Below are 26988 nucleotides of genomic sequence, written 5' to 3' on the forward strand. Positions count from 1 at the left end.
TCACAGCCGGCCCTTCCGCAGGAGGTGGACGAGGAAGAACGAGCCGCCGACGACCTCGATGATGACGCCCACGGCACCCTGGGCGTAGAACACGTTGCGCAGCAGGAAGTACGCCCCACCGAGGACGACGACGCCGGTGAGCCAGGCGACCGGGAACAGCAGGCGGTGGTCGAAGGTGTCGGCGAGCTGGTAGGCGATCATGGCGACGAGGAAGCCGAAGAACGTCATCGGCCCGACGAGCGCGGTGGACACGGCCATGAGCACGGACACGAGCAGCAGCACGACGATCGTCTCGCGGCGCTGGTGCAGGCCGAGGTTGACAGCGGTCTCGCGGCCCAGCCCCAGGACGTTCAACCGTGCGGAACGGAGCCAGAGCAGCCCGCCGGCCACCACGGCGAGCGGGACCGCGACCGGGAGGTAGTCGGCCTCCGCGTTCGCCACACTGCCGATCAACCGGGCGGTCAGCACGTCGAACTCCGTCGGGGTCAGCAGCCGCTGCAGGAAGGTCGCCAGCGCGCCGAGGCCGCCGCCGAGGATGATCCCGATCAGCAGCATCACGTGCAGGTTCGCGCGCCGCCCGGTCAGCAGGGCGCCGTAGAGCAGGGCGGCGAACCCGACCATCAGCGCGACCTGTGCCAGGAACTGCCCCACGCCCCGGACCACCGTCACCCCGGCGATCCCGAACGCGAACACCGCGCCGGTCTGCACGAGTCGGTACAGCGACTCGAACCCCATGATCGACGGCGTGAGGATGCGGTTGGCCGTCACCGTCTGGAAGGACACCGTGGCGACCGCCTGGCAGAAGGCCACGACGACGATCACGGCGACGCTCGTCGCGCGCAGCTCGGCGATGCGCCAGAACCCCGTGCTCCCGATCGGCATCGGGTTGTCCCAGGCCAGGAGGCCGAATGCCACGAGCAGGGCGAGCCCGGACAGCACCCCGACGACGAGCCGGTAGCGCCGGGCGGCACGGGCGTCGGGGAGCGCCGTGGAACGCCGCGCAGCCCCCGCCCGGGACAGGATCTCGGGCTCAGGCACGTCGACGCCGCCCGAGCAGGAGCGAGATGAACACGACGGCACCCACGATCGCGAGGATCAGCGCGACGGGGATCTCGAACGGCATGACGATGGTCCGGCCGATGAGGTCGCAGGCGGTGACGACGGCGACACCGAGCACGCACACCCACGGAAGGTTCGAGCGCAGGTCGTCACCGCGGAACAGCGACACCACGTTCGGCACGATCAGGCCCAGGAACGGCAGGTTGCCGACCACGACCGTGACGACGCCGGTGGCCACGGCGATCAGACCGGTGCCGATGAGCACGACCCGCCGGTAGTCGAGGCCGACGTTCGTCGCGATGTCGCGGCCGAGCCCGGCGATCGTGAACCGGTCGGCGGCGACGAACACGGCGACCACGGCGACCGCCGCCAGCCAGAGGGGCTCGTACTGGCCGCGCAGCACGGAGGTGAACGAACCCAGGAACCACACCCCCATGCTCTGCAGCATGCCGGTCGACAGCGCGATGTAGGTCGCGACCGCGCCCACGACCGCCGCGAGCATCATGCCCACGATCGGCACGATGATCGACGACCGCAGGGTCACACCCTGCAGGATCAGGAAGAAGACCATCGTGCCGACGAAGGCGGCGACGACGGCACCGGTCATCTTCACCGTCAGGGGCGCCTCGGGGGCCGCGATCATCACCAGGAGCAGGCCGAGGCCGGCCCACTCGGTCGTGCCGGTCGTCGTCGGCTCCACGAACCGGTTCTGTGTCAGCTGCTGCATGACCAGACCGGACATCGCCATCGCGGCGCCCGCGAGCACCAGCGCGACGGTGCGCGGGATGCGGGTGATCGCGAACATCTCGGCCCCGTCCGGAGCCCCGAACACGTCGTAGACGCCGACGAACAGCGACGTGACCACCAACGCCGCCGTGCCGAGCACGCCGATCAGGAGCGGCCAGGTGAACAGACGCTCCCGGGGAGCCCGGGTTCGCGTGTGCACGGCGCCCGTCAGGTGCGCTCGAGGCGGTCGGCCAGCGACTCGAAGAAGGCGGTGTAGGTCTGGATCCCCTCGTTGACGTAGGTGTACTGGGGCATGTACACGATCCTGTCCTGCTGCACCGCGGGGACGTTGCGCAGCGCCTCGGAGTTGGCGATGAGCTGGTCGGCGGGGACGTACTCGGTCTCCAGGTTCGCGCTGATGGCCGCGTCCCGGTCCATCGCGAGGATCACGTCGGGGTTCGACTGCGCGATGGCCTCGACGGAGATGTCGTCGCCCTGGTGGTCGGTGGAGCCGTCGGCCTGCAGGGCGGGCGTCAGCCCGAGCATGTCGAACACCGGGCCCAGCGTGCGGCCGGTTCCGGGGGCGGCATAGTTGATCTCGCCACCGGAGGTGATGATCGCCATCACCCGGTCCGCCGGGTCGTAGGCCGCCTGCACCCGGGCGACGGCGGCGTCGAAGTCGTCGACGATCCGCTGGGCGTCCTCCTCCCGGCCGAACACCTGGCCGAGCGCCTGCACCTGCCGCTTGAGCTCGTCGGCCAGCGGCTCGGTCTCGCGCGGGTCCAGCTCGATGATCGATGCCTCCGGGGCGAGCGTGCGCAGATCCTCGTAGAAGGACGCGAACCGCTGCCCGTTGATGATCAGGTCCGGCTCCACCGCGACGACCGCCTCGAGATCCGGCTCGTTGTGCGAACCGAGGTCCGTGATGGCCGGGTCGGTCTTGTACGGGCTGTCCCCGGCGATCAGGGGCACCGGGGCCGCAGCGAGCGGGACGTCCCACTCGGCGAGGGTCTGGAACAGCCGGTTGTCCGTGGCGATGACGCGCGCCGGCGGGAGCGCGACGGTCTGCACGCCGTGGTTGTCCTCGATCTGCACGGTGCCCGTCGCCGCCGGCACCTCGGACGAGGGGTTCCCGGGCGAGGAACATGCGGCGAGGCCGACCGTCAGGGCGACCGCGGACAAGGCCAGCGCGGTACCTCGGCTGCGCGACGACGTGGTCAAATCAGGACTCCTTCGAGGGGTGCGGTCCGATCGTGACGGAGCAGCGCGGCTGCTGCGTGGCGGCGCTCCGGGGAGTGAGGTTAGCCATGCCTGCTTCAACACTTCAAGCGACGTTCGTCACGAATCTGACGATTGTTGCGTTCCGCCATCCGTCTCCGGCGGCCTCGACCGGACGAGGCCGACCGGGCAGCCCACCGCCCTGCGCGCCGGGGTGAGGGGTGGCGCCGGCTGCTCGGGGCGGACGATCACGGAACGTCGCGCCCTGCCGGTGCAGCGCCCGGGGTGTGGGCGCGGGCTCGCGGTCGCGAGCACACCGACCACCCAGCTCGAGACGACGGGCCCGGGACGAGGCGGTTCGCCACCGACCGCGCTCCGTCAGGGCGACCGGACGGGCTAGCGTGCGGGGATGAGCCTCCTCGAGACCGTGGCCGAGCGCGACGGCTGGCGGTGCTGGGTGTGCGACGAACCGGTCGACCCCGACATGTCGGTGAACGACCCCCGCGGACCCAGCGTCGACAGCCGGACCGCCGACCGGAAGGCGAAGCTCGCCGAACGCCTCGCGCACCGCGGGTGCAACACCCGCAAGGGCGCGGTGAAGGTGGACATCGCCTGGCCGGACCACCTGTACGTGGTCGAGCCCGCGCCGCTGATCACCGTCGCCGGGAGGCTGGAGCGCAAGGGGGGACGCGAGATGGTGGCGCGCTGCCCGACCGAGCGCGACGCCCGGGAGACCGCGGAGTGGCTGGTGGACCGCTTCTCCCGGCTGGCGCCGGGGCTGGCGGTGACCGCCGAGACCACGGCGGGCGGCGGCCAGTTCCTCGTCACCCTGGTCGCCGGCCGCCGCTGACCGGGAGGCGTGTGGCTAGGACTCCGTGAACCGGGCGTAGACCTCGGCCACCTCGCGGCCCGGGTCGGCCAGGTGCGCGGCCATCCGTCGCTCCGCCAGCTTCGCGTCGCCCTCCGCGATGGCGGCCAGCACGCGGCGGTGGGCCCGCTGGGTCGAGGCGAGGGCGACGTCGAGGTCCAGCCGGTCCAGCGGTTCGACCATCGCGATCCGGGTCGCCTCGATCGCGTGGAGCAGCAGCGGCAGGTCGGCCATCTCCGCGATCAGCAGGTGGAACGCCGGGTCCAGCGCCCGGAACGTCCCGATGTCCGTCGCCGTGCCCAGCCCTTGAACGGCCCGGTCCAGGCAGGTGTAGCCCTCGTCGGAGAGGCGCTCCGCCGCGCGGCGGGCGGCGAGCGGTTCGATGCAGGCCCGGAACTCGAGCAGCCCCTGCAGCTCCGGCCACGGGACGAGCGGGGGCACGCGGCCGTCGACGGTGGGGGGCGCCGTGACGATGGAGCCACCGTTGACGCCCCGGCGCACCTCGATCAGACCCTCGTGGTGGAGGCGTCCCACAGCGACTACGCGCGCTGCGTGGCGCGGGCGGGCGGGCCGGGCTGCTCGAGCTGTACAAAGCCCGGATGGGTGTGGTGCGCGGGCCGCGGACCCGCTCGTCCACAAGGCGACGGGGATCGCGCTGAAGCACACCGGTGCGCGCGGCCCCGGCGGCGGAGGCCTTCCTGGAGCAGCCCGGGCGGTGATGCCCCGGGCCGTCGTGCGGGCGGCGAGGGAGGAGCTCGGCTCGCACACACCTCCCGCAGCTCGCACACACCTCCGGCCCTGTGTGCCAGCACCGCAGCCTGTGTGCGAGCCGCCCGCGTTCCGCGGAACGCGACCCGCGCCGCCGATGAAGCCGCCGCCGTTCGCGTCCACGACCGAGCCGGTGATGTGGCCGGCGCCCGCCGCGAGCCCGGCCGGCTTCCGCAGGCGCGCGACACGTTCGGTCTGCTCTCGCGGTGCACGACCACCTCGTCCCCGCGGTCGTGGAGCGCCTCCAGCGCATCGGTGACCGTCGCCCGTCGACCGCGACGATCCTCGAGTCGGTGAAGGGGAAGGTCTGCGCACGATGAGCGACGTGCGGCCGTGACCACGACGGGGCCCTGACCATGGTGGGCCGCCCGCGATCGCGCCGGTGGTGAGAGGCTGACGGGGTGCACACGCGTCACGCCTTCGACGTCCGGCAGTCCGGCCGGGCCGACGGCCCGCTCCTGCTGCTCGCGCACGGCTTCGGCTGCGACCAGCACATGTGGCGCCTCGTCGCGCCGATCCTCGAACGCACGTGCCGGGTGGTGTCGTTCGACTTCATCGGTGCGGGCGGGTCCGACCCGACCCGTTGGGACCCCGACCGCTACTCCACCCTCGACGGGTACGCCGCCGACGTCGCGGAGATCTGCCGCGAGCTCGACCTGCGCGACGTCGTGCTCGTCGGCCACTCGGTCAGCGCCATGATCGGCGTGCTCACCGCCGCCCTCGTCCCCGACCGCATCGGCCGGCTCGTCCTGGTCGCCCCGTCCCCGCGCTACGTCGACGACGCCGACTACCGGGGCGGCTTCAGCCGCGAGGACATCGACGAGCTGCTCGACTCCCTGGCCAGCAACTACCTGGGGTGGTCGGCCACCATGGCCCCGGCCATCATGGGCAACCCCGACCGCCCCGAGCTCGGCCGGGAGCTGACCGACAGCTTCTGCCGGATGGACCCCGACATCGCCCGCGTCTTCGCCCGCACCACGTTCCTGTCCGACAACCGGGTCGACCTGGCCGGCGTCGCGGTGCCGACCCTCGTCCTGCAGAGCACCCACGACGTGATCGCCGCGCCGGAGGTCGGCGCCTACGTGCACGACCGCATCCCCGGCAGCACGCTCGTCCTCCTCGACGCGATCGGCCACTGCCCGCAGCTGTCGGCGCCCGAGCAGACCGCCGCGGCGGTCCTGGACTTCGTGCACGCCCGGTGAGCTCCGCCGCGCCGGTCGACGGGCCCTCCGACGACGACCCGGCGGACCTGTACGACCGGGCCCCGTGCGGGCTGCTCTCCACCCGCATGGACGGCACGATCACCCGGGTCAACGCGACCCTGCTGGACCTGCTGGGGGGCCGCCGCGACGAGCTGGTGGGGCGCCGGTTCGTCGACCTGCTCGGTGTCGGCGACCGGATCTACCACGAGACCCACTTCGCCCCGCTGCTGAGCATGCAGGGCTCGGTGGGCGGGATCGCGGTGGAGCTGCGGGGCCGCAGCGGTCGCGTGCCGGTGCTGCTGAGCTCCGCGGTCACCCACGACGGGGCCGGTCGGCCGACCGGGATCCGCACCGCGGTCTTCGAGGCCGTCGGCCGCCGGGGGTACGAGCGGGAGCTGCTGCGCGCCCGCGAGGCCGCCGACCGCGAGCGCGACAGCGCCCGGCGGCTCGCGCGCGAGCTGCAGCGCTCCCTGTTGCCGCCGACGCTGCCCGTGGTCCCCGGCCTGGAGCTCGCCGCGCACTACCACCCCGGCTCCGACGACGAGGTCGGCGGCGACTTCTACGACGTGTTCCCGCTCGCCGGCGGGGGCTGGGCGTTCTTCCTCGGCGACGTCTGCGGCAAGGGCGCCGTCGCGGCGGCACTCACCTCGCTGACCCGCTACGCCCTGCGCTCGGCCGCGGTGTACGACCCCGACCCCACCACGGTGTTGAACACCCTCAACACCGTCCTGCGCCAGGAGCGCCGGCCCGGCGTCCACGCGCTGTGCACCGCCGTCTTCGGCCGGGTCACCCCTTCCTCCGACGGCGCCCGCGTCGTCATGGGCACGGCCGGGCACCCCGCTCCGCTGGTGCTGTCCGGCGCCGGCGGCGCGCGGTACCTCGACGTCGCCGGCGGGCAGCTCCTGGGCGCCATCGACTCCCCCGCGGTCGCCGTCACGGAGACCGACCTCGCACCCGGCGACACCCTCCTGCTCCACACCGACGGGCTCACCGAGGCCCGGACCGGCCCCGGCCCCGACGACCGCTACGAGGAGGAGCGTCTGCTCGCCCTGGCCGCCGGGCTCGGCCCGGTCTCCGCCGCGGCCGCGGTCACCACCGTCGCGCGGCTGCTCGCAGACCTCGGTGACGGCGTCGAGGACGACGTCGCGCTCCTCGCGCTGCGCGCCTCCCCGGGCCATCCATGAGGCTGGGCTGATAGAGGTCGGGCCACCACCGTCGGTTTGCCCGAGCGGAGGACGACCGTGAAGTACACAGATGGAGTGCACCGGGACCGTCACGCGCCGGGAACCGACGGACCTGCGCGCGATCCCGAGCGGCGGCGTCGTGCACTACGAGCGCGAGATCGTCGCGGAGGGCATGTGGAACGCCGCGCGCCGAGCGGGGGGCGGACGTCCGCGAGTCGCAGGACTGATCCACGCCCACCGCGTCGCACACACGACGGGCACCCCGAGGTGTGCGCATCGTCATCCCACGGATCACCACCGCTACCGCGATGCTGGACCCTCCCCCGAGGAGGAACCGTGCCCGACACCCCGACCACCGGCACCCCGACCACCGGCACCCTGTCCGACCACCTCGCCCACTGGGCCCCGCCCGTGGTCGAGACCTCGCGCCGGGTCGACCCCTGGTCCTCCGCCGCGTTCGCCGCCCTGATCGACGCCGCACCGCCCGCCCTCGACGCAGGCACCCCGCTGCCTCCGATGTGGCACTGGTTCACCCTGCTCGACCACCCCGCCACCGCCGACATCGGCGAGGACGGACACCCCGCGCACGGGCCGTTCCTGCCCCCGATCCCCGGCCGGCGCCGCATGTTCGCCGGAGGACGCCTGCACCACACCGGGGACATCACCCACGGATCCCTGCTGCACACCCGGTCCTCGGTCACCGCCGTCACCACCAAGACCGGCCGCACCGGGGAGATGGCGTTCGTGACCGTGCGCCACGAACTGTCCGCCGACGGCGCACCCGTCGCCGTCGAGGAACAGGACGTCGTCTACCGCTCCGAACCCGACGACACCCCCCGACGCACCACGCCCCGCCCCGCCGGCGGCGAGCCCGAACCGGCCGGGGACTGGCGCCGCGCCCTGACCACCGGGCCCGTGCTGCTGTCCCGGTTCAGCGCCCTGACCTACAACGGGCACCGCATCCACTACGACACCCCCTACGCCACCGGCGTCGAGGGCTACCCCGACCTCGTCGTCCACGGCCCGCTGCTCGCCCTGCTCGCCCTGGAACTGCCCCGCCTGCACTCCCCCGCCGCCCCCGTCGCCGAGTTCGCCTACCGCCTGGTGCGGCCCGCGTTCAGCCCGGCCACGGTCGTCGCGGCCGGCTCGCCCGCCGGCGACGGCGCCGAGATCGCGGTCGCCGCGCAGGGCGCCCTGCCCTCGCTCACCGCCACCGTGCGGCTCGGGGGCGAGCACACGTGAGGGGTCCCGCGCTGCTGTTCTGCCCCGGGGACCGCCCCGACCGGTAGGCCAAGGCCGCCGCGGCCGCGGACGCGGTGGTCCTCGACCTCGAGGACGCCGTGGCCCCGGACGCAAGGACGCGGCCCGCGACGCCGTGCTGCGCGGCCTCGCCGGACTCGACCACGCCGACCTCGATCCCGCCGCCGTCGTCGTCCGCGTCAAGCCGCCGGCACCCCGTGGCACGCCGCCGACGCCGCCGCCGTCGGCCACGCGGCCACGGCCTGGCAGGTGTACGGCGCGCGGCTGCGACAGCGGTCAGGCGTCGACGGTGGCCTTCCTGCGGGTGCGCCGCTTCGGCTTCTCCTCCGCGACGGGCTCCGCCTCGACGACGGGTTCCGGCTCGACGGGAGCGTTCCCGCGGTTCTCGTAAGCGGTGAGGACCGCCGACGACATGCGGCCGCGCTCGGACACCTCGAGGCCGTTCGCCATCGCCCAGGCGCGGATGGCCGCGTTCTCCTCCTTGGACTTCGTCGACGTGCTCGCACGCTGCGGGGTCCGGCGCGCGGTGCCCCCGCCCGCCCGGCGCGCCGCGCCGACGAAGGGGGCGATGACGTCGCGCAGCTCGGAGGCGTGGGCCGCGTTGAGGTCGATCTCGAACTGCCGGCCGTCGATCGCGAACGACACCGTCTCCTCGGCCTCGCTGCCGTCCAGATCGTCGACGAGTGTCTCCACTACCTGCTTCGCCATAACCGCTTCCGTTCGATTGTTCCTGATGGTTCCAGGACGGAGTATGCCCATTTGCGGGAACTTGTCGAATCGTATCGCGGGAATGTGGCGGATCCCATCCACAATCGTGGTCGGCGGTTTCCCGGAACGCGGCGCGGTTCGCACGGGAACCGACGTCCGGGGGCTCGGCGTGGCGCCCCGGATCCGCGACACGGCCGGTGGCACGATCTTCGGATGAGCGCCGGACCGAAGTTCCCGCAGGTGGAGTACGCCGACTCGACCGGCGCCCTGCGCCGCTGCTACGACGACATGCAGTCGGTGCTGGGGGTGCCGTGGGTGATGTTCGCCGCGCGCAGCCTGGCGGTGTTCGGCGGGTTCGTCCCCGCCGCATGGCAGGCCGCCGCGCCCGTCTTCGCCACCGAGCAGGTCGCCCGGGCCGCCGACGAGCTGCGCGGGCTCGCGGTCCTGCCGGGCGCCGCGCCGCCGGACCCGCGGCCGCGGCTGGCGCAGCTCGGTTTCGGCGACGCCGGGGTCGCCGAGGTCCGCACGGCCCTCGACGCCCTCAACCACGGCAACGCCCGGTACCTGCTGCTGATCACGGCCTGGTGCGAGGGCGTCCAGGGGCGGTCGAGCGGGGGCGGCACATCCGGCGCGGCCCTGGCGCCGGCGCGGCCGGCCGCGCCGGCGGCGGGCATGGCACCGCTGCACCTCGTCGACCCCCGCGACGCCGACGAGCGCGTGACCGGGCTGCTCACGCGCGTCACCGACCTGCACCTGCACCACGGCCCGTCCAGCGACTTCCGGGTGCTCGCCCGCTGGCCGGACTTCCTGGAGGTGGCCCTGGACGACGTGCTGGGCCCGGTGGTGCGCACCGCGCCCTACGAGACCACGGCGCTGGCCCTGCTGGACCGGGCGCGGGCCCACGTCCGGAGCTTCCCCGCACCCGCGGGCCTCTCCCCCGGGCAGGCGCTCGCGGTGTGCACCGAGGCCGAGGTCGCGGCGGTCACCGGGCTGCTGTTCCTCTTCCAGCGGTTCATCCTCGACGTCACGATCGACATGGTGCGGTGCGCGCAGGCCCTCGACGGGCCGTCGTCCCCGCTGCGGTAGGGCCGAGCCGACCTCGCACACCGGGTGCGCACCTCGCACACCACCGACGCTGTGCGAGGTCACCACCCGGTGTGCGAGGTGGGCGGCGGCTGAACGAGAAACGGGCGGCGGCGCGCTCCGTCGAATGAGAAAGACCCCACCGGCTCTTCCCGCACGCCGGGAGCGCCCGTTGACCGGGCCGGGTGCCTGGCGGACGGTCGGCGCTGCTCCGCCCCCGTGCGTCCCCGTAGGAGAGCCCATGACCACGCACTTCCCGCGTCCCGCGGACGTCCCGGTGACGCCGGTCGACACCAGTCCCGCGAAGGAGGGCACCACCGATGGCCACTGACGCCTCGTCCGCCGCGACCGGCAGCAGCACACCCCCCGGCTCCGGGGGTTTCCACCGGACGCTGGGCCTGCCCGACGTCATCGCCCAGGGCCTCTCGGTCATCGCCCCGGCGATGTCGGGCGCCTTCCTCACCTACCTGGCCTCCACGAAGGCGGGCGGCGCGACGCCGCTGGCGTACCTGCTCGGCACGCTCGCGATGCTCGCCGTCGGCGGCACCGTGGCGATGTTCGCGCGCTCGCTGTCGTCGGCCGGGTCGATGTACACCTACATCACCCGCGGCGCGAACCGCGGCCTCGGCTTCCTCGGCGGCTGGTGCTACGCGGCGGCGTTCCTCGTGCTCGGCGGTGCCGTCCTGTGCGGCTTCGGGTTCTTCACGGCGAGCTTCGTCGAGCTGCTGACCGGCGCCGACCCGGACTGGTACTGGTTCTCCCTGGTCGGCCTCGTCGTCATCGCGCTGATGAGCATGTTCGACATCCAGGCCTCCACCCGCACCCAGCTCGTCATCCTCGCGCTGACGATGGCGGCGCTGGTCGTGACGGCCGTGGTCGTCATCGGGATCGGGTCGCCGGCGACGAGCGTCATCGACGGGACCACGCCGGTGGAGTCGGCAGGCCGCAGCTTCGACCTGTCGGCGTTCTGGCCGAGCGCGGCCGGCGTGAGCTGGACGGGTGTGCTGTTCGGCCTGTCCTTCGCGATGCTGTCGTTCACCGGCGCCGAGGCGAGCGCGGTGCTGTCGGAGGAGACCCGCGACCCGCGCCGCGCCGTCCCGCGCGCCGTGATCGGCTCGATCGTCGTGGCCGGCCTGTTCTACCTCGTCATCACGTACGCGACGGCGATCGGCTTCGGCGTGCAGCAGGCGACGACGGACTGGCCCGCCTCGGTCGCCGGGCTCGCCGCCGTCGCGCCGAACGAGGCGTTCGCCGCGGTGGTGCTCGCCAGCGCCGCCCTGGCCAGCCTGTTCTGCTCGCTCGGCGTGCACATCGCGGTGTCCCGGGTGCTGTTCGCGATGGGCCGCGAGCGGGTGCTGCCCGCCCGCCTGGGCACCCTGCACCCGCGCTGGGGCACGCCGTGGCGCGCGATCGGCCTCGTGCTCACCGTGTGGGTCGTGCTGGCCGCGCTGTCGCTGCTGCTGACCAGCCGCGAGGGCCAGGTCGCCCTCGCCGGCGGCGTGGACAGCGGCCAGACCGGCGGGATCTTCCTGTTCACCTTCCTCGCCGGCATCGGCACGCCGCTGGTGATGGGCGTGTACCTGCTGCTCGGGATCGCCGGCGTGATGCAGGGCAGGCGCACCGGCCGTCCGGCGTTCCAGGTGGTCGGCGCGCTCGCCGCCCTGGTCGGGGCACTGGCCGTGTTCGGCGGTCTGTACTACTCGTTCGTCCCGTCGGCGCCCGGCGCCGAGATCCCCGTGCAGTACGCGATGGTGCCGTGGGTCTGCCTGGGCGTCGTGGCCGTCGGTGCCGCCGTGGCGACGTGGACCCGCCGCAGCCGGCAGGCGATCTGGCAGGACATGGGGCGGGTGTTCGACGAGGTGTAGCGCGGTGCTCCCGGCTCGGGCGATCCGTCTCGCCGACTCCACCGGGGTGACCTACTCTCGGCTCTCCACAGGTCGGCGGCGGCCTCGTCCACGAGGAGCGGTCACGGTGACGATCAGCAGATCAGGGCCACCCACCGGGTCGGTCTGCGTCAACGCGGTGCACCGGCCCCGCCCCGGCGTGGTCGTGCTGGACCTCACCGGCGAGCTGGACATCGCGACGACTCCGTCGGTCGCCGCCTGCATCGACGAGGCCGCGGCCGACGGGATCGACCACCTCGTGCTGGACGTGGGCGAGGTGACGTTCATGGCCTCGTCGGGCGTGGGCCTGTTCTTCGGGCTGCTCGGCCGCGACGGGATCGGCGCCGTGCACCTGGTCGGCGCGCATCGCAACGACCAGGTCCGCCGCGTCCTGGACGTGTCCGGGCTGCGCCTGCTGTTCCCCGACCACGGGTCCGTCGACGACGCCCTCGCCTGACGGACCCGCGGGACGGGTCAGCGCATGAGGTCGGCCAGCGCGGCCATCTCCGTCTCGGGGTCGACGACGGGCTGGATGACGATCTCGTCGACGCCCGCCCGCTCCATCCCCGCGATCCGGTCGAGGAGCTCTTCGCGCTTCCCGATCAGGCCCAGCTCGTCGACGAGCGAGGGCAGGATCAGCTCCCGGTCGTCGGGATCGATGCGGCCCAGGTAGTTGCGGTAGAGGTGGTCGTGGCGGTCGGACGAGGTGGCGGTGGTGCCGCGCTTGTCGAGCAGCCGCTGCACCGCGGCGGCCTCCTCGGGCTCGAGGGTCTCCCGGAAGCCGGGGCTGTCGGCGGCGAAGGTCAGCAGCGCCATCGCGATGTGGCCCATGGTGTCGCGCGCAAGGTCACCGTGGCGGTCCTCGCCGTCGTCGAGCACCCGCAGCGACGTCATGACGTAGGAGTCGACCTCCTCGGGCTGCCCCGCCTCGCGCGCGGCCTCGCGCCGGCTGGTGTCGAAGGCGGTCCACGCCCCGGGGTCGAGCAAGCCGAACGAGATCACCCCGGCGCCGCGCCTGCCGGCGATCGCGGCCGCCTTGAGCCCGAAGGCGGCGATGACGAACTCCACCGGTGAGGTCGTGTCGACGTACGGCCCGACGTGCAGGAACTTCACCGAGCGGACCCGCTCGCCCTCGCGGTAGTCGGTGGACCGGCCGGCGGTGAGGTCCTGCACGGCCGCGGCCCAGCTTGATCCGGCTGGTGGCCTGGGCGCACAGCGCCAGGGAGACGAAGGGGTCCCCGTTGACCATCGGCGTGTCGTACACCCAGAAGCTGTGGAACCCCAGCTCCTCGGCGCGGACGGCCATCTGCTCGACCCCGGGACGGGCGGTCATCACGATTCCGGTGCGCACGGGTCTCCTCATCGTCGAGTGTGACCGGCGTCATGGTCGCACGCAGGAGGGCCCACCTGTCATGGATCCGCGCGCCGTCCCGTCATGAGGGGGAACGAGCAGACAGGAGCGAACATGCAGCACCGCATCGTGGTCCTGGGCGCCGGGTACGCCGGGGCCTGCGCCGCCGGGTACCTCGCCCGCCGGCTCCACCCCTCCGAGGTCGAGATCACCGTCGTGAACGCCGAGGCCGAGTTCGTCGAGCGGATGCGCCTGCACCAGCTCGCCGCGGGCGGCGACGGGCGCCGCCATCTGCTGGCGGACCTGTTCGGCGGCACCGGCATCCGGCTGCGCGTGGCGCGGGTGGGCGCCGTCGACACCGACCGGCGCGAGGTCACCGTGACCGACGGCGCCGGCACCGACCGCCTCGGCTACGACACCCTGCTGCACGCGCTCGGCAGCACCGTCGCCGACCGCGGCGTCCCGGGGGTGGCCGCGCACGCGTTCGACGTCGCGGGCCGGCCGTCGGCGCTGCGCCTGTGCCGGCGCCTGGACGAGCTGGGCGGGGACGGGACGGTGCTGGTCGTCGGCGGCGGCCTGACCGCGATCGAGGCCGCCACCGAGATCGCGGAGTCCCGGCCCGGGCTCCGGGTCGTGCTCGCCACCCGCGGGCGGGTGGGCGGCTGGTTCGGCCCGACGGCGCGGCGCCACCTGCTGCGGGCGTTCGACCGGCTCGGCGTCGAGCTCCACGAGCACGCCACCGTCGTGGGCGTCGACGCGACGGGTGTCCGGACCGCCGACGGCACCGTGCTGCGCTCCGACGCGACCGTGTGGGCGGCCGGGTTCGCCGTGCCGCCCCTCGCGGCCGACGCCGGAATCGCCGTCGACGAGGACGGCCGGATCGTCGTCGACCGGCAGATGCGGTCGGTCTCGCACCCGCAGGTCTACGCGGCGGGCGACAGCGCCCGCGCGATCGGCGACAACGGGCGGCCGCTGCCGATGTCGTGCGCCACCGCGGGGCTCACCAGGATGCAGGCGACGGCGTCGATCATCGGTGACCTCACCGGCCGCCGGATCCCCGCCTCCCCGCTGGCGTACACCGGCAACTGCGTCAGCCTCGGCCGGGCGGACGCGCTGTTCCAGGTGGTCGACGGCGAGGGGCGGTCGACGTGGTCGCTGCGCGGGGCGGCGGCCGCGCGGATGAAGGCGGGCGTGCTGCGGGCCACGGCGTGGAACCAGGGCCACCCGACGTTCGGGCTGCCCGTGCGCCGCCGGCGCCTGGCGGACGCGATCGACCGTCCCGTCGGGGCGGTGCGGCCCTAGGGTCCTCGTCCGTGGACACGGCCACCGTGGAGCGCTTCGAGGCCAACCGGACGCGGTTGGCCTCGTTGGCGTACCGCCTCCTCGGGTCGGCGGCCGACGCGGAGGACGCGGTGCAGGACGCCTTCCTGCGCTGGCAGGCCGCCGACCGGGCGAGCATCGAGGTGCCCGAGGCGTGGCTGACGACGGTCGTCACCCGTCTCGCGCTCGACCGGCTCCGCTCGGCGACCGCGCGGCACGAGCGGCCGGCCGGTACCTGGCTGCCCGAACCGCTGCTCGACGGCGACCCGATGCTGGGCCCGGCCGACACCGCCGAGCAGCGCGAGTCGGTGACGCTGGCGGTGCTGCGGCTGCTCGAGCGGCTCACGCCGGTTCAGCGCGCGGTCTACGTCCTGCGCGAGGCGTTCTCCCACAGCCACGCCGAGATCGCCCGGATCCTCGACATCAGCGAGTCGGCGAGCCAGCAGCACGCCCTGCGGGCCCGGCGCCACGTCGCCGCCGCGCGCGGGGCCGCCGAGGTCGACCACGCGTCGGCCCGCCGGATCGTGGAGGCGTTCGTCGACGCCGCGGCGTCGGGGCGCACCGAGCGGCTCGTCGCGCTGCTGTCCCACGACGCCACCGCCGTCGGCGACGGCGCCGGCGGGACGGCCACCACGCCGATCGAGATCTCGGTCCCCGAGCGGATCGCCGCCGCGCTGCGCGCCGGCTTCCGGCCGACGCCCGCGAAGCGCAGGCTGGTCGGCGGCACGCCCGCGGTGCACGCCGGCGTCGTCAACGGCTCCCCCGCGGTGGTCGTCGCCGTCGGGGACCGGGTGGTGGGCGTGCTGGTGCTCGGTGTTCGCGACGACCGTATCGCCACCGTCGACGCCATCGCCTCCCCCGCTCGCCTGGTCCGCCTCACCGCGCGGTGGGGCCGGAGCGAGCACCCCGATCCGGTCATCGCGGAGTGGTGAGCGCGCGCACCGCGGCCCCGGTCGCCGCCGCGCTGGCCGCGGTCGCGGTCGCGGCGCGTCGTCGTGGCGGCGCGGGCCCGACGGTGGTTCTCGGTACGGCCGCACTGCTGCGACCTGCTCGACCGCTGCCGCGCCGTCCCGGTCGTCGGCGAACCGTCCCGACGTGGCAGACCGTGCACCTCCTGTCCCACCGCCCCGGCGGGGCGACCGACGTGCTCGTGGTGGCCGTCGACACCGGCACGATCGGCGGCTGCGCCGTGGGGCCGGACGGGCCGACGCCGCTGCGGACCTGGCGGGTCGGGCCCGTCAGCGACGGGACGCGCCCGTTGACCTGACTGCCCCGGCCCGGCGAGGTGCTGCCCGACGTCGGCGACGACCTCGCGGCGGGGCTCGATCAGCCGGGCCGTCGCGCGGATGGTGGTCACGGCGGGCCCCGGGGCGTCGTGGGGGGCGAGCGTCGCCGGCGGCACCTTCGCCACGCAGCTGCCCGCCGGGGTCGCGCCGGACCCGCGCGGCCTGACCGTGCGGGCGCTGGACGCCGTCGGCCGGGTGCTCCACGAGGGTGCGGGGGCGGACTGATCCGGGGCCCGTGTCACATCCGGGGTCGCCGCGGTGCTCTGAGGATGTGGAGTCCGTACGGCACGATGTGCACCCACCACCCGTCGCCCGACGGGCTGGTCAGCCCGACCGGGGGGACGGCCTGGCGGTGTCGGTCCGACGGCGGCGGGGCGCCGTGCGGACCGATCTCGAGGAGGTCTTCCGCGCCGCCTACCCCCGCGTCGTCGCCGTCGCGGCCCGGGTGCTCGGCTCGCGGTACGAGGCCGAGGACGTGGCGCAGGAGGTCTTCCTGTCCTTCGCCCGCACGGCGGTGCCCGCGGGCGAGGCGGCGGGATGGCTGACGGTGGCCGCGGCGCACACGGCGCTCAACCACCTGCGGACCGGGCGGCGCCGCACCGCCCGGGAGTCGGCCGTCGACGGCGGCCGGGACGTCCAGCCCGACGTCGCCGACGCCGTCGTGACCCTCGACGAGCGCCGGCGCGTGCGGGCGGCGCTGGCCCGGCTGCCCAGACGCCAGGCCGTCGCGCTCGTCCTGCGGCACAGCGGCCTGAGCTACGCCGAGGTCGCCGCCGCCCTCGACCTCTCCCCCGGCAGCGTCGGCACGACCGTGCGGCGCGCCGAGACCGCCCTACGCGAGGAGCTGACCCGCCATGCGCCACCCGACTGACGGCACGCTGCGCCGCCTGCTCGACGAGCCCGCCGGGGTCCCCGACGCCGAGCGCGAGCACGCCGCGGGCTGCCCGGTGTGCCTGGCCGCGCTGCGCGAGGCCCGCGCGGACGCCGACCTCGTCGGCGCGGCGCTCGGCCCGGACCTCGTCGGCGTGGACGCCCTCCCGGCGGTCGACGTCGACGCGGCGTGGGCCCGGATCGCGCCCGCGGTCGCCGCAACGCCCCGCGCGCCGTCGGCCGCCGTCCCGGTGCCCCGGCGACGGGTCGCCCTGCGTCGTTCTGCTCTGCGCCGTTCTGCTCTGCGCCGTTCTGCTCTGCGCCGTTCTGCTCTGCGCCGTTCTGCTCTGCGCCGTCCCGCCGTGGCCGTCGCCGCCGTCGCCGCCCTGCTCACCGGGGCGGGAGTCGCCGCCGCCTCGGACTGGCTGCCGATCTTCCGCACCGACCGGGTCGCCGCCGTCACGGTGACGCAGTCGGACCTGGTGGCGCTGCCCGACCTCGACGCCTACGGCGAGCTCGAGCTCACCGCCGGGGCCGACCTGCGCGACGTCGCGGACGCGGACGCCGCGGAGGAGGTCACCGGGCTCGCGGTCCCCGAGGTGCGCGTACTGCCCCGCGGCGTGACGGGCGGGCCGCAGTTCCAGGCGGGCGAGCAGCTCGCCGCCGAGTTCACGTTCTCCGCGGCCGAGGCGGCGCGGACCGCCGCCGCGGCGGGGGCCACGCTGCCGCCGCCCCCGCCGGGCATGGACGGCGCGCGGTTCCGGCTCGTCGCCGGGCCCGGGTACGCCGCGGTCTGGCCGACGGGCAGTGGCCTGCCGGGCCTGGTCGTGGCCCGCGCCGTCGCCCCCACCGGCTACTCGTCGGGCATCCCGTTCGAGACCGCCCGCGACTACCTGCTCTCCCTGCCCGGCCTGCCCCCGGGCGTCGCGGACCAGCTGCGGGGCTTCTCCGGCGACGGCACGACCCTGCCGCTACCGCTGCCGGCCGGGGAGGTGACGAGCACCGCGGCCGACGTCGGCGGGCGGCCCGCGACGGTACTCACGACCCGGGACGGGGCGCTGGCCTGCGTCGTCTGGGTGCGCGACGGCGTCGTGACCGCGGTCGCCGGGTCGCTCGACGCCGGCGAGGTGCTGGCCGTGGCCCGCGAGCTGGGCCCGTGACGGGGACCGTCCCCTCCCCCGCCGCGGCCGGGCTCGTCGACCTCTCGCCGTCGCCCGCGGTGTGGTGCTCGGGCCTGCGCAAGCGGTACGGCCGCCGGACCGCGGTCGACGGCGTGTCCTTCACCGTCGGGCGCGGCGACGTGGTGGGCCTGATCGGCCCGAACGGCGCCGGCAAGACCAGCACCATCAAGATGCTGCTCGGCCTGGTCCGGCCGGACGCGGGCGACGTGCTGCTGCTCGGGCGGCCGGCGCGGGACCCGCGGGCCCGGGCGCGCGTCGGCTACCTGCCCGAGCTCTTCCGCTACCAGCCCTGGCTCACCGCGGCCGAGGTGCTCGCCCTGCACGTGCGGCTCGCGGGGGCCGACGTGCCGGTCGCCGAGCAGCGCGGGTGCCTGGACCTCGTCGGGCTCGGCGACCGCGCGGGCGACCGGGTCGGCGGCTTCTCCAAGGGCATGCAGCAGCGCCTCGGGCTGGCCGTCGCGCTGGTGGCCCGCCCGGAGCTCGTCGTCCTGGACGAGCCGGCGAGCGCGCTGGACCCGCTCGGCCGCGCCGACGTCCGCGACCTGCTGCTCGCCCTCCGGGAGCGCGGCGTCGCGGTCCTGCTCAACTCCCACCTCATCGGCGACGTGGAGCGCGTGTGCGACCGGGTCGTCGTCCTCGACCACGGCCGCGTCGTCGCCGCCGGCACGCTCCCGGAGCTGCTCGGCGGGCGCGAGGTGCGGCTGCGGCTCACCGGCGTGGGCCCGCAGGCCCACGCCCGGCTGGCCGCCGTGGGCCGGCTGACCCGCAGTGCCGACGCCTTCACCGTCGCCCTGCCGGCCGACCCCGGTCCGGCGGTCGTGCCCGACCTCGTGGCCGACCTGGTCGGCCTCGGGGTGCGCGTCCACACCGTCGAGCCGGGCCGGGTCAGCCTGGAGGAGCGGCTGCTCGGCATCCTCCGCGGCGGGGGGCAGCCGTGAACGTCGTCCTCACGATCGCGGCGCTCACGGTCCGCGAGGCCGTGCGGCGCCGGGTGCTGCGCGCGGTGCTCGGGCTGACGATCGCCCTGCTCGTGATCACGGCGCTCGGGTTCCCCGCCCTGAACGCCGCCGAGGCCGAGAGCGGCGGCCTGACGACGGGCGAGGGTCGGCTGGTGGCCGGGATCGTGCTCAACCTCGTACTGTTCGGGCTCAGCCTGATCGCCGCGCTCGGCACCGCCTTCCTCGCCGGGCCGACGGTGTCGGGCGAGATCGAGTCGGGCACGGCGCTGGCGGTGCTGGCGCGACCGGTGCACCGGTCCGCGGTGCTGCTGGGCAAGTGGCTGGGCCTGGCCGTGTTCGGTTGCGGCTTCGTGGTCGTGGCCGGGTCCGCCCAGCTCCTGGTGGTCCTCGCCACCGTCGGCTACCGGCCGCCGCACGCCGCGGCCGGCCTGGCGCTGCTCGCGGGCCAGACGGCCGTGCTGCTCACGCTGGGGGTGCTGCTGTCCACCGTCACCTCGCCGCTGGCGTCGGGGGTCACGGCGGTCGGCCTCTTCGGGGCCACCTGGATCGCGGGGGTCGTCGGCGGGCTGGGTGTCTCGCTGCGCAGCGACGCCGTCACCGCCGTCGGCACGGTGTCCCGGGTGCTGCTGCCGACCGACGGCCTGTGGCGCGGGGCGATGAACGCGTTCCAGGACCCGGTCGCGCTGGCGCAGTTCGGCGGCCCGGCGATCGAGGGCGGCGTCCCCTTCCTCAGCGAGGCCCCGCTCACCGGCGCCTACCTCGCCTGGGTGACCGTCTGGGTCGTCGTGGTCCTCGCGCTCGCGGTGGTGGCGTTCCAGCGCCGCGACCTCTGACCACAGGAGTGGAACCACCCGCAGCGGGGAACGGAGCGGTGTGGACGCGACGCCCCGCCTGATCACGGTCTCCCACCCCCGCGACGCCGAGGGGCTGGTGCTCGTCCTGCACGGCGGCGCGAGCCGGCCCGGCAGCCCCATGGTCAGCCCGACGCAGCTGTCGGTGCTGCGCATGGTGCCCATCGCCCGCCGGATCGCGTGGGCCGGGCGGCGGAGGCTCGCGGTGTACCGCCTGCTGAACTCGGTGCGCGGGTGGGACAGCCGGCACACCCCCGTCGACGACGCCCGCTGGGCGCTGCGGCAGCTCGCCGACCGCTTCCCCGAGCCGGTGCCCACCGGTCTCGTCGGCCACTCCCTCGGTGGCCGCGCCGCGCTGCTGGCCGGCGACGACCCCGCCGTGCGCAGCGTGGTGGCCCTCAACCCGTGGGTGCGCGCCTCCGACACCGTCGACCTGGCGGGCCGCGAGGTGCTGGTCGTGCACGGCTCCGACGACCGGATCGCCGACCCGCGCGAGTCGGCGTCGATGGCCCGGCGCCTGGCGGGCAGCGCGAACGTCAGTTACGTGCAGGTCCGCGGGGGCAGGCACGCGATGCTGCGCCGGTTCCGAACGTTCGACACCCTCGCGGCCGACTTCACCGCCGAGTCCCTGCTGGGGTCCGGTGCGGTGAGCCCGTCCGGGGACGGCTGGCAGCAGGTCTGACGCCCTCTTCCCCCCGCGTGCCGATCATGCTCCCGCGGGCCGCCGGGGGCGCGCGGGGGCGCGGAACGGGCGCGGGAACCGGGAGGGCGCGCGGGACGGCCAGCGGACGCCCACGCCCACGGAAGCGCACCACGACGCCCCCCACGCGACCCCACGTCACACTCCCGATGATCACCCGGCCACCCGCCGGCCGCGCCGCCCTTCCCGCGCGCCGAACAGGCTCCCGCGAGCCGCCGGGGGCTCGCGGGAGCAGGGAACGCGCGCGGCAACCGGGAACGCGCGCGGGACGGCCGCCGTGCACCACCTCGCGCGGAACCGCACCACCACGCCCCCGCGACGACCCCCGGGCCGCACTCCCGACGATCACCACCGACCGGCCGCAGCCCCAGCCCTTGATCGCCGGGTCCGCACCACCACCGCCCCCCGCACGACCCCACGTCACAGTCCCGACGATCAAACCGGCCCCGCCCCCGCCCCCCGCGTCCCACGGGAACACGCGGAGCACGGAAAGCGCCCGGGGCTTGACCGTGCCGCAACGGCACGGTGTTCGGTGGACCCACCACCCGCCCCGCAACGGAGGACCGATGCCCGCGCCCCTGATCGACGTCGAGGACTTCTTCGCCGATCCGCAGTTCGCCCACCCCACGATCTCGCCCGACGGCACCCGGATCGCCTACCTCGCCCCGCACGACGGACGGTTGCAGGTGTGGGTGCGCGGTCTCGACGACGACCACGCCGACGCCGTGCGCGTCACCCGCGACACCCGCCGCGGGATCAGCATGTACCACTGGACCGACGACCCCCGCGTGCTGCTGTACCTGCAGGACGTCGACGGCAACGAGGACTGGCACCTCTACCGCGTCCACCTCGACGACCCCGACGCGCCGCCGGTCGACCTGACGCCGATGGACCCGGGCTCGCGCGTGGTCGGCGTCGAGCCGTACCCGCCCGTGCCGGGGACCGTGCTGGTCGCGATGAACCGGCGGCCGCTGTTCTTCGACCTGTTCCGCGTCGACGTCGCCACCGGCGAGACCGCCGTGCACCTGGAGCAGGACGACCCCACCGGCAGCGTCCTGTTCGACCGCGACGGCGTCCCGGCCTTCCACACCGCGCTGGCCGAGGACGGCACCGTCGAGTTCTCCGCGGTCGACCCGGACGGCGGGCGGCGGCTGCTGCGCCGCACGGGCGGCGCGGAGCACCCGGTGGGGGTGCACCCGCAGCTGGTCACCGCCGACGGGAAGGGCCTGCTGGTCGGCTCGTTCCAGGACGGCGACGACCTGCGGCTGGTCCGCATCGACCACGCGACGGGCGACGAGACCGTGGTCGCGGCCGTCGACGGTCACGACCTCGACATCACGGGCGCGATGGTGCCCGGCGTGCTCCCGCCCGTCGTCTACACCCACCGGGGCACCGGGGAGGTCCTCGCCGCCCGGTTCACCGGCGACCGCCCGCACGTCGAGGTGGTCGACCCCGACTTCGCCGAGGTGCACGCGGCCCTGGCGCGGCTCTCCGACGGCGTGCTGGGCACCCTGACCTCCGACGAGGCGGGCCGGCGGTGGATCGCCACGTTCGTCCACGACCGCGACCCCGGCGCCACCTGGCTCTACGACCGCGACACCGGCGAGTCCCGGTTCCTGTTCCGGTCCCAGCCCCACCGCGACCCGGCCGCACTGGCCCCGATGACGCCGGTCGCCTTCCCCGCCCGCGACGGCCTGCCGCTGCACGCCCAGCTGACGCTGCCGGTCGGGGTCGAGCCGCGGGCCCTCCCGCTGGTCCTGGCGGTGCACGGCGGCCCGTGGTTCCACGACAGCTGGGGCTACAGCCCCGAAGTGCAGTTCCTGGCCAACCGCGGCTACGCGGTGCTGCAGGTCGACTTCCGCGGCTCGCTGGGCCACGGCCGCCGCCACCTCACCGCCGCCATCGGCGAGTTCGCCCGCGCGATGCACGACGACCTCATCGACGCCGTCGACTGGGCGGTCGCGCAGGGGTACGCCGACCCGGACCGCCTCGGCATCTACGGCGGCTCCTACGGCGGGTACGCCGCGCTCGTGGGGGTCACCGTCACGCCCGACCGGTTCGCCGCCGCCGTCGACTACGTCGGTGTCTCCGACCTGGCGAACTTCCTGCGCACCCTGCCGCCGTTCGTCCGGGCCTACAACGTCAACAGCTGGTTCCGCTACGTCGGCGACCCGGAGATCCCCGAGCAGGAGGCCGACATGCTCACGCGGTCGCCGATCACGATGGTCGAGAAGATCCGCACCCCGCTGCTGGTCGCGCAGGGCGCCAACGACGTCCGCGTGGTGCAGGCCGAGTCCGACAACATCGTCGCCTCGCTGCGGGAGCGCGGCGTGCCCGTCGAGTACCTCCTCGCCGAGGACGAGGGACACGGCTTCGCCAACCCGGAGAACCGGATGCGCCTCTACCGGGCGATCGAGCGGCACTTCGCCGAGCACCTCGGCGGACGACGGGCGCCGGACGCGTGAGCGCGGCGGGGGCGACCGCGTCGCCGGAACCCGCCACGGCGCTCGGCCGCTCCCGCCCGTTCGGCGCCCACCTGCGCATGAGCGGGTGGAAGCCCCTCGTGCTGATCGTCGTGCCGACGCTGGTCATGGTGGTCCTGCAGGTCCTGCTCTACCGGCTGGTCGCCGTGGTCGAGGGCGGCGACGACCCGCTCGCCACGACGCTGACGCCGCTGAAGCTCCTCGCGGTCAACGTCAGCATCGCGGTCTCGGGCCTGCTGGCGGTCGCGCTCCTGGCGCGGACGACCGGCGCGCCGTGGCGGAGCCTGATCAGCTGGCCACGCGCGTTCGACGTCCGCCGCCTGCTGCACCACCTCGTCGACGCGGCGCTGCTGGTGGCTGCCGGGATCGGGGTGGTGGCGCTCGTGGCGCCCGGCTCCCCCGGCTGGACGGCCTTCGGGGTCAGCGGGACGACGGTCGCCCTGCTGGCGGTCACCGTGCTGACCACCCCGGCGCAGGCGGCGGGCGAGGAGCTGATGTTCCGCAGCGTCGCGCTGCCCGCCGCCGCCTCCTGGGTGCGCGCGGTCCGCCCGGCCCTGGTCGTCGGCCTCGTGGTCTCCGGCCTGGCCTTCGCCGCGGTGCACGGCTCGCTCGACCCGTGGCTGTCCGGCTACTACGTCCTGATCGGCGTCAGCACGGGGCTGATGGCGGTCCTCAGCGGCGGCATCGAGGCGCCGGTCGCGTTCCACGTCGCCAACAACGTGCTGCTGACGGTCGTCAACGCGCTGATGGCCGACGGCGGCGCCGTCCCGCTCGACCGCTCCGTCGGCGCGGGCGACGCGTCGGTGCTGGTCCTCGCCGCCGTCAACGCCGCCATGGTCGTGCTCGTGTGGTGGCGCGAGCGACGGGCGGCGCGCGCCCGGGACTGACCCGGCCGGGGCCGCGGGTCAGAACACGCCGTTGTCGTTGGCGGAGGTGGCCGGGACGACCTGCAGCACGTCCCAGTGCTCGACGACCCGGCCGTCGTCGTCGAGGCGGAAGATGTCGATGCCGGCGTAGTCGTCGCTGCCGGGCCAGGTCTGGTGGCAGTGCACGGCGACCAGGTCGCCCTCCGCGAGCGCCCGGACGAACCGCACGTGCTTGCCGGGGTGCTCCCGCGCCATGCGCTCGAAGTAGGCGACGAAGGCCTCCTTGCCGTCGGCGACGTGCACGTTGTGCTGGGTGTAGGTGGCGCCGGCGTAGCGCTCGAGGGCCTCGGCGGGCTCGCACCGGTTGAACATCAGGTCGTAGAAGGCGAGGACGGTGTCCTTGTTGCGCGCGGGGTCGCTCATCGGGTCAGTCAACAGGGTGCGGGATCGTGTACGGCGCCGTCATGCCACCGTCGACGGGCAGGGCGACGCCGGTGACGTAGCGGGCCTCGTCGGAGGCGAGCCAGACCACCGCGTTGCTGATGTCGACCGCGTCGACCCACGGGATGGGCAGGGCGTGCATCGCCTTCATCGCTGCGGCGGCGGTGGCGCGGTCGGCGCCGGGCGCACCGCCGGAGAACGGGGCGTGGATGGCCGGGTTCTGGATCATGTCGGTGTCGACGTTGGTGGGGTGCAGAGTTCACCCGGATCCCGTGCGGGGTTCCCGGCCAGGCGCCCCGTGGTGGGGGCGGAGGCGCTCACGGCAGGACCCGGTCGATCTCGGGCGCGAGCAGCTCGGCGGCGCGCGCGGCGGTGATGACGTCGGCCGGGTCGGGCTCGATGATCTCCCGCGACGCCCCGTCCTCGTACACGTGCTCGCCGATCAGGCGGCAGCGCTCGTCGTAGGGCCAGACGAAGGCCAGGGTGCGGCGCAGCAGGAACATCTCGCCGGGGTCCTCCCCCGCGCGGATGTCGGAGAACGCGCTCTCGCCCAGCATCGGCGCCGGGACGAAGGCGTTGAACACGACCTCGCCCGAGAACCCGTGGTCGTTGACCGCGATGTCCTGCTCGGCCACCCACATGACGATCGCGTTCGCGGCCGTCAGGGACTCGTAGAACGCGACGACCTGGTCCATCCCGTCCAGCACGATCGACCGGCCGCCCTCGTGCAGGCGGTACTGCGGGTGCTCGACGGTCATGTCCGGGGCCAGCAGCTCCCGGTAGCGCCCGGCGACCTCCAGCAGCCCGTGGCGGCGGTAGTTCGTGAGGATCGCGCGATGGCGGGGGTTGTCGACGCCCTCCAGCTGCTTCTCCAGCCCGGCGAACATGGTCGTGAACTCGTGCTCGTAGCGGCTCATGCACCCGAGGTTCGTCGGTGCGTGCCGGTGGCGTCCATGACACAGATCGCCGCTGACGTGAACCATCCGTTCATCTCCGCAGCTCCTGGGCCTGCGCCGGGCATGGCGTGCGACACTGCGGCGACGGAGGGAGTCGTCGTGGACCTCAACCTGCACCTCGTGCGCTACCTCGTGGCCGTCGTCGACGAGGGGCACTTCGGACGTGCCGCGGCCCGGCTCTACGTGAGCGCGCCGGCGCTGAGCAAGCAGGTCCGCACCCTGGAGCGCAAGCTCGGCGTCGTCCTGCTCGACCGCAGCGCGCACCCCGTCGTCCCCACCGAGGTCGGGCGCCGCTTCCTCGCCGAGGCGCGGAAGGCCCTGGCCGCCGCCGACCGGGCGGTCGCCGCGGTCGAGGCCCACCGCCGCGAGGCCGCCGGCGTCCTGCGGCTGGGGTTCATGACCGCCGCCACCGGCACCCACACCCGCCGCATCATCGACCGGGTGCAGCGCGAGGTGCCGTCCGCCTCGGTGCAGCTCGTGCAGCTGCCCTGGCCCGACCAGGCGGAGGCGGTCCGCGCCGGCACCGTCGACGCCTCGCTGGTGCGCCCGCCGGTCGTCGACACCGACGGACTGCGGCTCGAGGTGGTCCGCCACGAGCCGCGGGTCGTCGCGCTCCCGGCCGGTCACCGGCTGGCCGCGCGCACGGACGTCACCCTGGACGACCTCGACGGCGAGCCGCACGTCACCGACGACGAGACCGACGAGCGGTGGGTGCGCTGGTGGGCCTGCGACCCGCGGCCCAGCGGCGTGCCCGTGCGGTACGGGCCCGTGGTGCACACCATGGACGAGCTCCTGGAGGTCGTCGCCACCGGCGCGGCGATCGCGATCACCGGCAGCTCGGTGGTCGACAGCCACCGCCACCCCGAGGTGGTGTTCCTCCCGATCACCGACGCGGAACCGTGCCCGATCTCGCTGTGCACCCGCACCGGTGACCGGACCCCGCTCGTCGCGGCGCTGCGCCGGGCCGTCCGCGCGCTGCGGGCCGATGCCGCAGCCGCGCCCGGAAGGCGGGGGTTCACGCCTCCGGCGCCTGCGCCAGCAGCGCCGCCACCCGCCGCATGACATCGACCTGCGCCGGGTTGTACAGCTCCTCCATGGCGGCCGCCGTGACCTCGCCGACGAACCGCGCACCACGGGGGGCGTCGGTGTCGGGCGCCGTCACCTCCGGGTGCTGCGCCCGGATCCGGCGGACGAAGGGCGCCATGCGCTCGGCCAGGTCCTGGCGCAGCGCCTCGTCGGCGCCGGGGTCCAGGTCGTCGAACTCGCCGCCGGTCGGGTCGCCGGTGTCGCTGCGCAGCAGCGCGCCGTAGGCCTCCAGGCGTCGCGGACCCATCACCCGGGTCATCACCGCCACCAGCGACCGGTCGGCCTGCGACAGGTCCGCGGCACCGGCCGCCGGGGCGAGGCCGACGGGCCAGTCGGTGGGTGCGTGGTGGTGCAGGATCAGGCCGAGCTCGACGCGGACGCGCTGCAGCCGATCGATCGTCTCGGCCAGCTCGGCGTCGAGGACGCGCAGGGCCTCGGCGGGGTGCTGGTCGTCATCGCTCATCTCCGCGATCCGCGACAACGAGAAGCCGAGGTCGACCAGCCGCTTGATGCGCAGCAGCCGCAGCAGGTGGGAGACGCCGTACTGCTTGTAGCCGTTGGACCGGCGTTCGGGCTCGGCCAGCAGCCCCACCTCGTGGTAGTGCCGCACCGCCCGCAGGCTCGTGCCCGCCAGGTCGGCGATCTCACGCGTGCTCCAGGCCATGCGACCAGTCCACAC

At 74.8% G+C, this 26988-nt stretch carries 29 protein-coding genes and 1 pseudogene; 19 read left to right on the forward strand and 11 right to left on the reverse strand.

Translation table 11 applies throughout. The features are described from left to right. Genes I4I82_RS03315 through I4I82_RS03325 form a run of 3 tightly spaced genes read right to left on the reverse strand, consistent with a single transcriptional unit; the run spans position 1 to position 3006 of the window. A complete protein-coding gene (locus tag I4I82_RS03315; RefSeq protein WP_218588764.1) occupies positions 1 to 1038 on the reverse strand; it encodes an iron chelate uptake ABC transporter family permease subunit in 1038 nt (345 codons plus the stop codon). Beyond that, positions 1031 to 2005: an ABC transporter permease gene (locus I4I82_RS03320; protein ID WP_218588763.1), complete on the reverse strand. Its 975-nt coding sequence runs from the start codon at positions 2003 to 2005 to the stop codon at positions 1031 to 1033. The genes I4I82_RS03315 and I4I82_RS03320 overlap by 8 nt, the downstream gene beginning before the upstream one ends. An 8-nt stretch (positions 2006 to 2013) precedes the next feature. Further along, positions 2014 to 3006, reverse strand: a complete 993-nt coding sequence (locus I4I82_RS03325) for a siderophore ABC transporter substrate-binding protein (RefSeq protein WP_218588762.1) — start codon at positions 3004 to 3006, stop codon at positions 2014 to 2016. Between the two features lie 406 nt (positions 3007 to 3412). Here I4I82_RS03325 and I4I82_RS03330 point away from each other — a divergent pair, with 406 nt between their 5' ends. After that, positions 3413 to 3853, forward strand: a complete 441-nt coding sequence (locus I4I82_RS03330) for a hypothetical protein (RefSeq protein WP_218588761.1) — start codon at positions 3413 to 3415, stop codon at positions 3851 to 3853. Positions 3854 to 3868: 15 nt separating this feature from the next. On the opposite strand, the gene I4I82_RS03335 is transcribed toward I4I82_RS03330, so the two are convergent. Next, on the reverse strand, positions 3869 to 4405 hold the full coding sequence (locus I4I82_RS03335; RefSeq protein ID WP_218595204.1) for a FadR/GntR family transcriptional regulator: 537 nt from the start codon (positions 4403 to 4405) through the stop codon (positions 3869 to 3871). 635 nt (positions 4406 to 5040) lie between these two features. On the opposite strand from I4I82_RS03335, the gene I4I82_RS03340 reads away from it, so the two are divergent. From I4I82_RS03340 to I4I82_RS03350, 3 genes are all read left to right on the forward strand, one after another. Then, positions 5041 to 5841 carry an alpha/beta fold hydrolase gene (locus tag I4I82_RS03340; RefSeq protein ID WP_226369852.1) on the forward strand — a complete coding sequence of 267 codons (801 nt, stop codon included), beginning with the start codon at positions 5041 to 5043 and terminating at the stop codon, positions 5839 to 5841. Further along, a complete protein-coding gene (locus I4I82_RS03345) occupies positions 5838 to 7025 on the forward strand; it encodes a PP2C family protein-serine/threonine phosphatase (protein ID WP_226369853.1) in 1188 nt (395 codons plus the stop codon). The genes I4I82_RS03340 and I4I82_RS03345 overlap by 4 nt, the downstream gene beginning before the upstream one ends. Before the next feature lie 336 nt (positions 7026 to 7361). Beyond that, positions 7362 to 8267 carry an HTD2 family dehydratase gene (locus I4I82_RS03350; RefSeq protein WP_218595205.1) on the forward strand — a complete coding sequence of 302 codons (906 nt, stop codon included), beginning with the start codon at positions 7362 to 7364 and terminating at the stop codon, positions 8265 to 8267. A gap of 294 nt (positions 8268 to 8561) precedes the next feature. On the opposite strand, the gene I4I82_RS03355 is transcribed toward I4I82_RS03350, so the two are convergent. Continuing rightward, positions 8562 to 8993, reverse strand: a complete 432-nt coding sequence (locus tag I4I82_RS03355; RefSeq protein ID WP_218592297.1) for a histone-like nucleoid-structuring protein Lsr2 — start codon at positions 8991 to 8993, stop codon at positions 8562 to 8564. A gap of 213 nt (positions 8994 to 9206) precedes the next feature. Here I4I82_RS03355 and I4I82_RS03360 point away from each other — a divergent pair, with 213 nt between their 5' ends. The 3 genes from I4I82_RS03360 to I4I82_RS03370 all read left to right on the forward strand — a co-directional run bounded on the left by I4I82_RS03360 (position 9207) and on the right by I4I82_RS03370 (position 12416). After that, complete coding sequence (locus tag I4I82_RS03360) at positions 9207 to 10079, forward strand: halocarboxylic acid dehydrogenase DehI family protein (RefSeq protein WP_218592296.1); 873 nt, start codon at positions 9207 to 9209, stop codon at positions 10077 to 10079. A gap of 317 nt (positions 10080 to 10396) precedes the next feature. Continuing rightward, positions 10397 to 11941, forward strand: a complete 1545-nt coding sequence (locus tag I4I82_RS03365) for an APC family permease (RefSeq protein WP_218592295.1) — start codon at positions 10397 to 10399, stop codon at positions 11939 to 11941. Positions 11942 to 12047: 106 nt separating this feature from the next. After that, a complete protein-coding gene (locus I4I82_RS03370; RefSeq protein ID WP_218592294.1) occupies positions 12048 to 12416 on the forward strand; it encodes an STAS domain-containing protein in 369 nt (122 codons plus the stop codon). A gap of 17 nt (positions 12417 to 12433) precedes the next feature. Here I4I82_RS03370 and I4I82_RS03375 read toward each other — a convergent pair whose 3' ends face one another. Both I4I82_RS03375 and I4I82_RS34720 read right to left on the reverse strand, forming a co-directional pair. Continuing rightward, complete coding sequence (locus tag I4I82_RS03375; protein ID WP_226369854.1) at positions 12434 to 13132, reverse strand: LLM class flavin-dependent oxidoreductase; 699 nt, start codon at positions 13130 to 13132, stop codon at positions 12434 to 12436. Between the two features lie 31 nt (positions 13133 to 13163). Next, positions 13164 to 13322, reverse strand: a pseudogene (locus I4I82_RS34720) (LLM class flavin-dependent oxidoreductase); the annotation flags it as partial. Positions 13323 to 13424: 102 nt separating this feature from the next. On the opposite strand from I4I82_RS34720, the gene I4I82_RS03385 reads away from it, so the two are divergent. The 11 genes from I4I82_RS03385 (at position 13425) to I4I82_RS03435 (ending at position 23847) form a co-directional block, all read left to right on the forward strand. Further along, the gene (locus I4I82_RS03385; RefSeq protein ID WP_218592293.1) at positions 13425 to 14612 is read left to right on the forward strand and encodes an NAD(P)/FAD-dependent oxidoreductase; all 1188 of its coding nucleotides are present in this window, start codon (positions 13425 to 13427) and stop codon (positions 14610 to 14612) included. Positions 14613 to 14623: 11 nt separating this feature from the next. Then, positions 14624 to 15562, forward strand: a complete 939-nt coding sequence (gene sigJ, locus I4I82_RS03390; RefSeq protein WP_218592292.1) for an RNA polymerase sigma factor SigJ — start codon at positions 14624 to 14626, stop codon at positions 15560 to 15562. After that, positions 15559 to 15897: a hypothetical protein gene (locus I4I82_RS03395; RefSeq protein ID WP_218592291.1), complete on the forward strand. Its 339-nt coding sequence runs from the start codon at positions 15559 to 15561 to the stop codon at positions 15895 to 15897. Before sigJ ends, I4I82_RS03395 begins: the two co-directional genes overlap by 4 nt. Positions 15898 to 15976: 79 nt before the next feature. Continuing rightward, positions 15977 to 16141 (forward strand): hypothetical protein, encoded by a 165-nt coding sequence (locus tag I4I82_RS03400; protein ID WP_218592290.1) that lies wholly within the window; start codon positions 15977 to 15979, stop codon positions 16139 to 16141. A gap of 154 nt (positions 16142 to 16295) precedes the next feature. Continuing rightward, on the forward strand, positions 16296 to 16787 hold the full coding sequence (locus I4I82_RS03405; RefSeq protein WP_218592289.1) for a sigma-70 family RNA polymerase sigma factor: 492 nt from the start codon (positions 16296 to 16298) through the stop codon (positions 16785 to 16787). Further along, the gene (locus I4I82_RS03410) at positions 16771 to 17946 is read left to right on the forward strand and encodes a hypothetical protein (RefSeq protein ID WP_218592288.1); all 1176 of its coding nucleotides are present in this window, start codon (positions 16771 to 16773) and stop codon (positions 17944 to 17946) included. Before I4I82_RS03405 ends, I4I82_RS03410 begins: the two co-directional genes overlap by 17 nt. After that, a complete protein-coding gene (locus I4I82_RS03415) occupies positions 17943 to 18905 on the forward strand; it encodes an ABC transporter ATP-binding protein (RefSeq protein ID WP_218592287.1) in 963 nt (320 codons plus the stop codon). The genes I4I82_RS03410 and I4I82_RS03415 overlap by 4 nt, the downstream gene beginning before the upstream one ends. Next, the gene (locus tag I4I82_RS03420) at positions 18902 to 19759 is read left to right on the forward strand and encodes an ABC transporter permease (RefSeq protein WP_218595206.1); all 858 of its coding nucleotides are present in this window, start codon (positions 18902 to 18904) and stop codon (positions 19757 to 19759) included. Before I4I82_RS03415 ends, I4I82_RS03420 begins: the two co-directional genes overlap by 4 nt. A gap of 40 nt (positions 19760 to 19799) precedes the next feature. Next, positions 19800 to 20459, forward strand: a complete 660-nt coding sequence (locus I4I82_RS03425; protein ID WP_218592285.1) for an alpha/beta hydrolase — start codon at positions 19800 to 19802, stop codon at positions 20457 to 20459. A gap of 584 nt (positions 20460 to 21043) precedes the next feature. Further along, positions 21044 to 22942, forward strand: a complete 1899-nt coding sequence (locus tag I4I82_RS03430; RefSeq protein WP_218595207.1) for a S9 family peptidase — start codon at positions 21044 to 21046, stop codon at positions 22940 to 22942. Continuing rightward, on the forward strand, positions 22939 to 23847 hold the full coding sequence (locus tag I4I82_RS03435; protein WP_218590591.1) for a CPBP family intramembrane glutamic endopeptidase: 909 nt from the start codon (positions 22939 to 22941) through the stop codon (positions 23845 to 23847). Before I4I82_RS03430 ends, I4I82_RS03435 begins: the two co-directional genes overlap by 4 nt. An 18-nt stretch (positions 23848 to 23865) precedes the next feature. On the opposite strand, the gene I4I82_RS03440 is transcribed toward I4I82_RS03435, so the two are convergent. From I4I82_RS03440 to I4I82_RS03450, 3 genes are all read right to left on the reverse strand, one after another. After that, positions 23866 to 24249, reverse strand: a complete 384-nt coding sequence (locus I4I82_RS03440; protein WP_218590590.1) for a nuclear transport factor 2 family protein — start codon at positions 24247 to 24249, stop codon at positions 23866 to 23868. A gap of 4 nt (positions 24250 to 24253) precedes the next feature. Then, entirely contained in the window at positions 24254 to 24496 is a 243-nt protein-coding gene (locus I4I82_RS03445; RefSeq protein WP_218590589.1) for an SDR family oxidoreductase, read from the reverse strand. A gap of 88 nt (positions 24497 to 24584) precedes the next feature. After that, complete coding sequence (locus I4I82_RS03450; protein WP_218590588.1) at positions 24585 to 25184, reverse strand: hypothetical protein; 600 nt, start codon at positions 25182 to 25184, stop codon at positions 24585 to 24587. A 138-nt stretch (positions 25185 to 25322) separates the two neighbouring features. Here I4I82_RS03450 and I4I82_RS03455 point away from each other — a divergent pair, with 138 nt between their 5' ends. Further along, positions 25323 to 26285 (forward strand): LysR family transcriptional regulator, encoded by a 963-nt coding sequence (locus I4I82_RS03455; protein WP_218590587.1) that lies wholly within the window; start codon positions 25323 to 25325, stop codon positions 26283 to 26285. On the opposite strand, the gene I4I82_RS03460 is transcribed toward I4I82_RS03455, so the two are convergent. Continuing rightward, positions 26239 to 26973, reverse strand: a complete 735-nt coding sequence (locus tag I4I82_RS03460) for a MerR family transcriptional regulator (RefSeq protein WP_218590586.1) — start codon at positions 26971 to 26973, stop codon at positions 26239 to 26241. The genes I4I82_RS03455 and I4I82_RS03460 overlap by 47 nt on opposite strands. Positions 26974 to 26988 lie beyond the last annotated feature (15 nt).

The sequence above is a fragment of the Pseudonocardia oceani genome (assembly GCF_019263585.2).
Lineage (GTDB): Bacteria > Actinomycetota > Actinomycetes > Mycobacteriales > Pseudonocardiaceae > Pseudonocardia > Pseudonocardia oceani.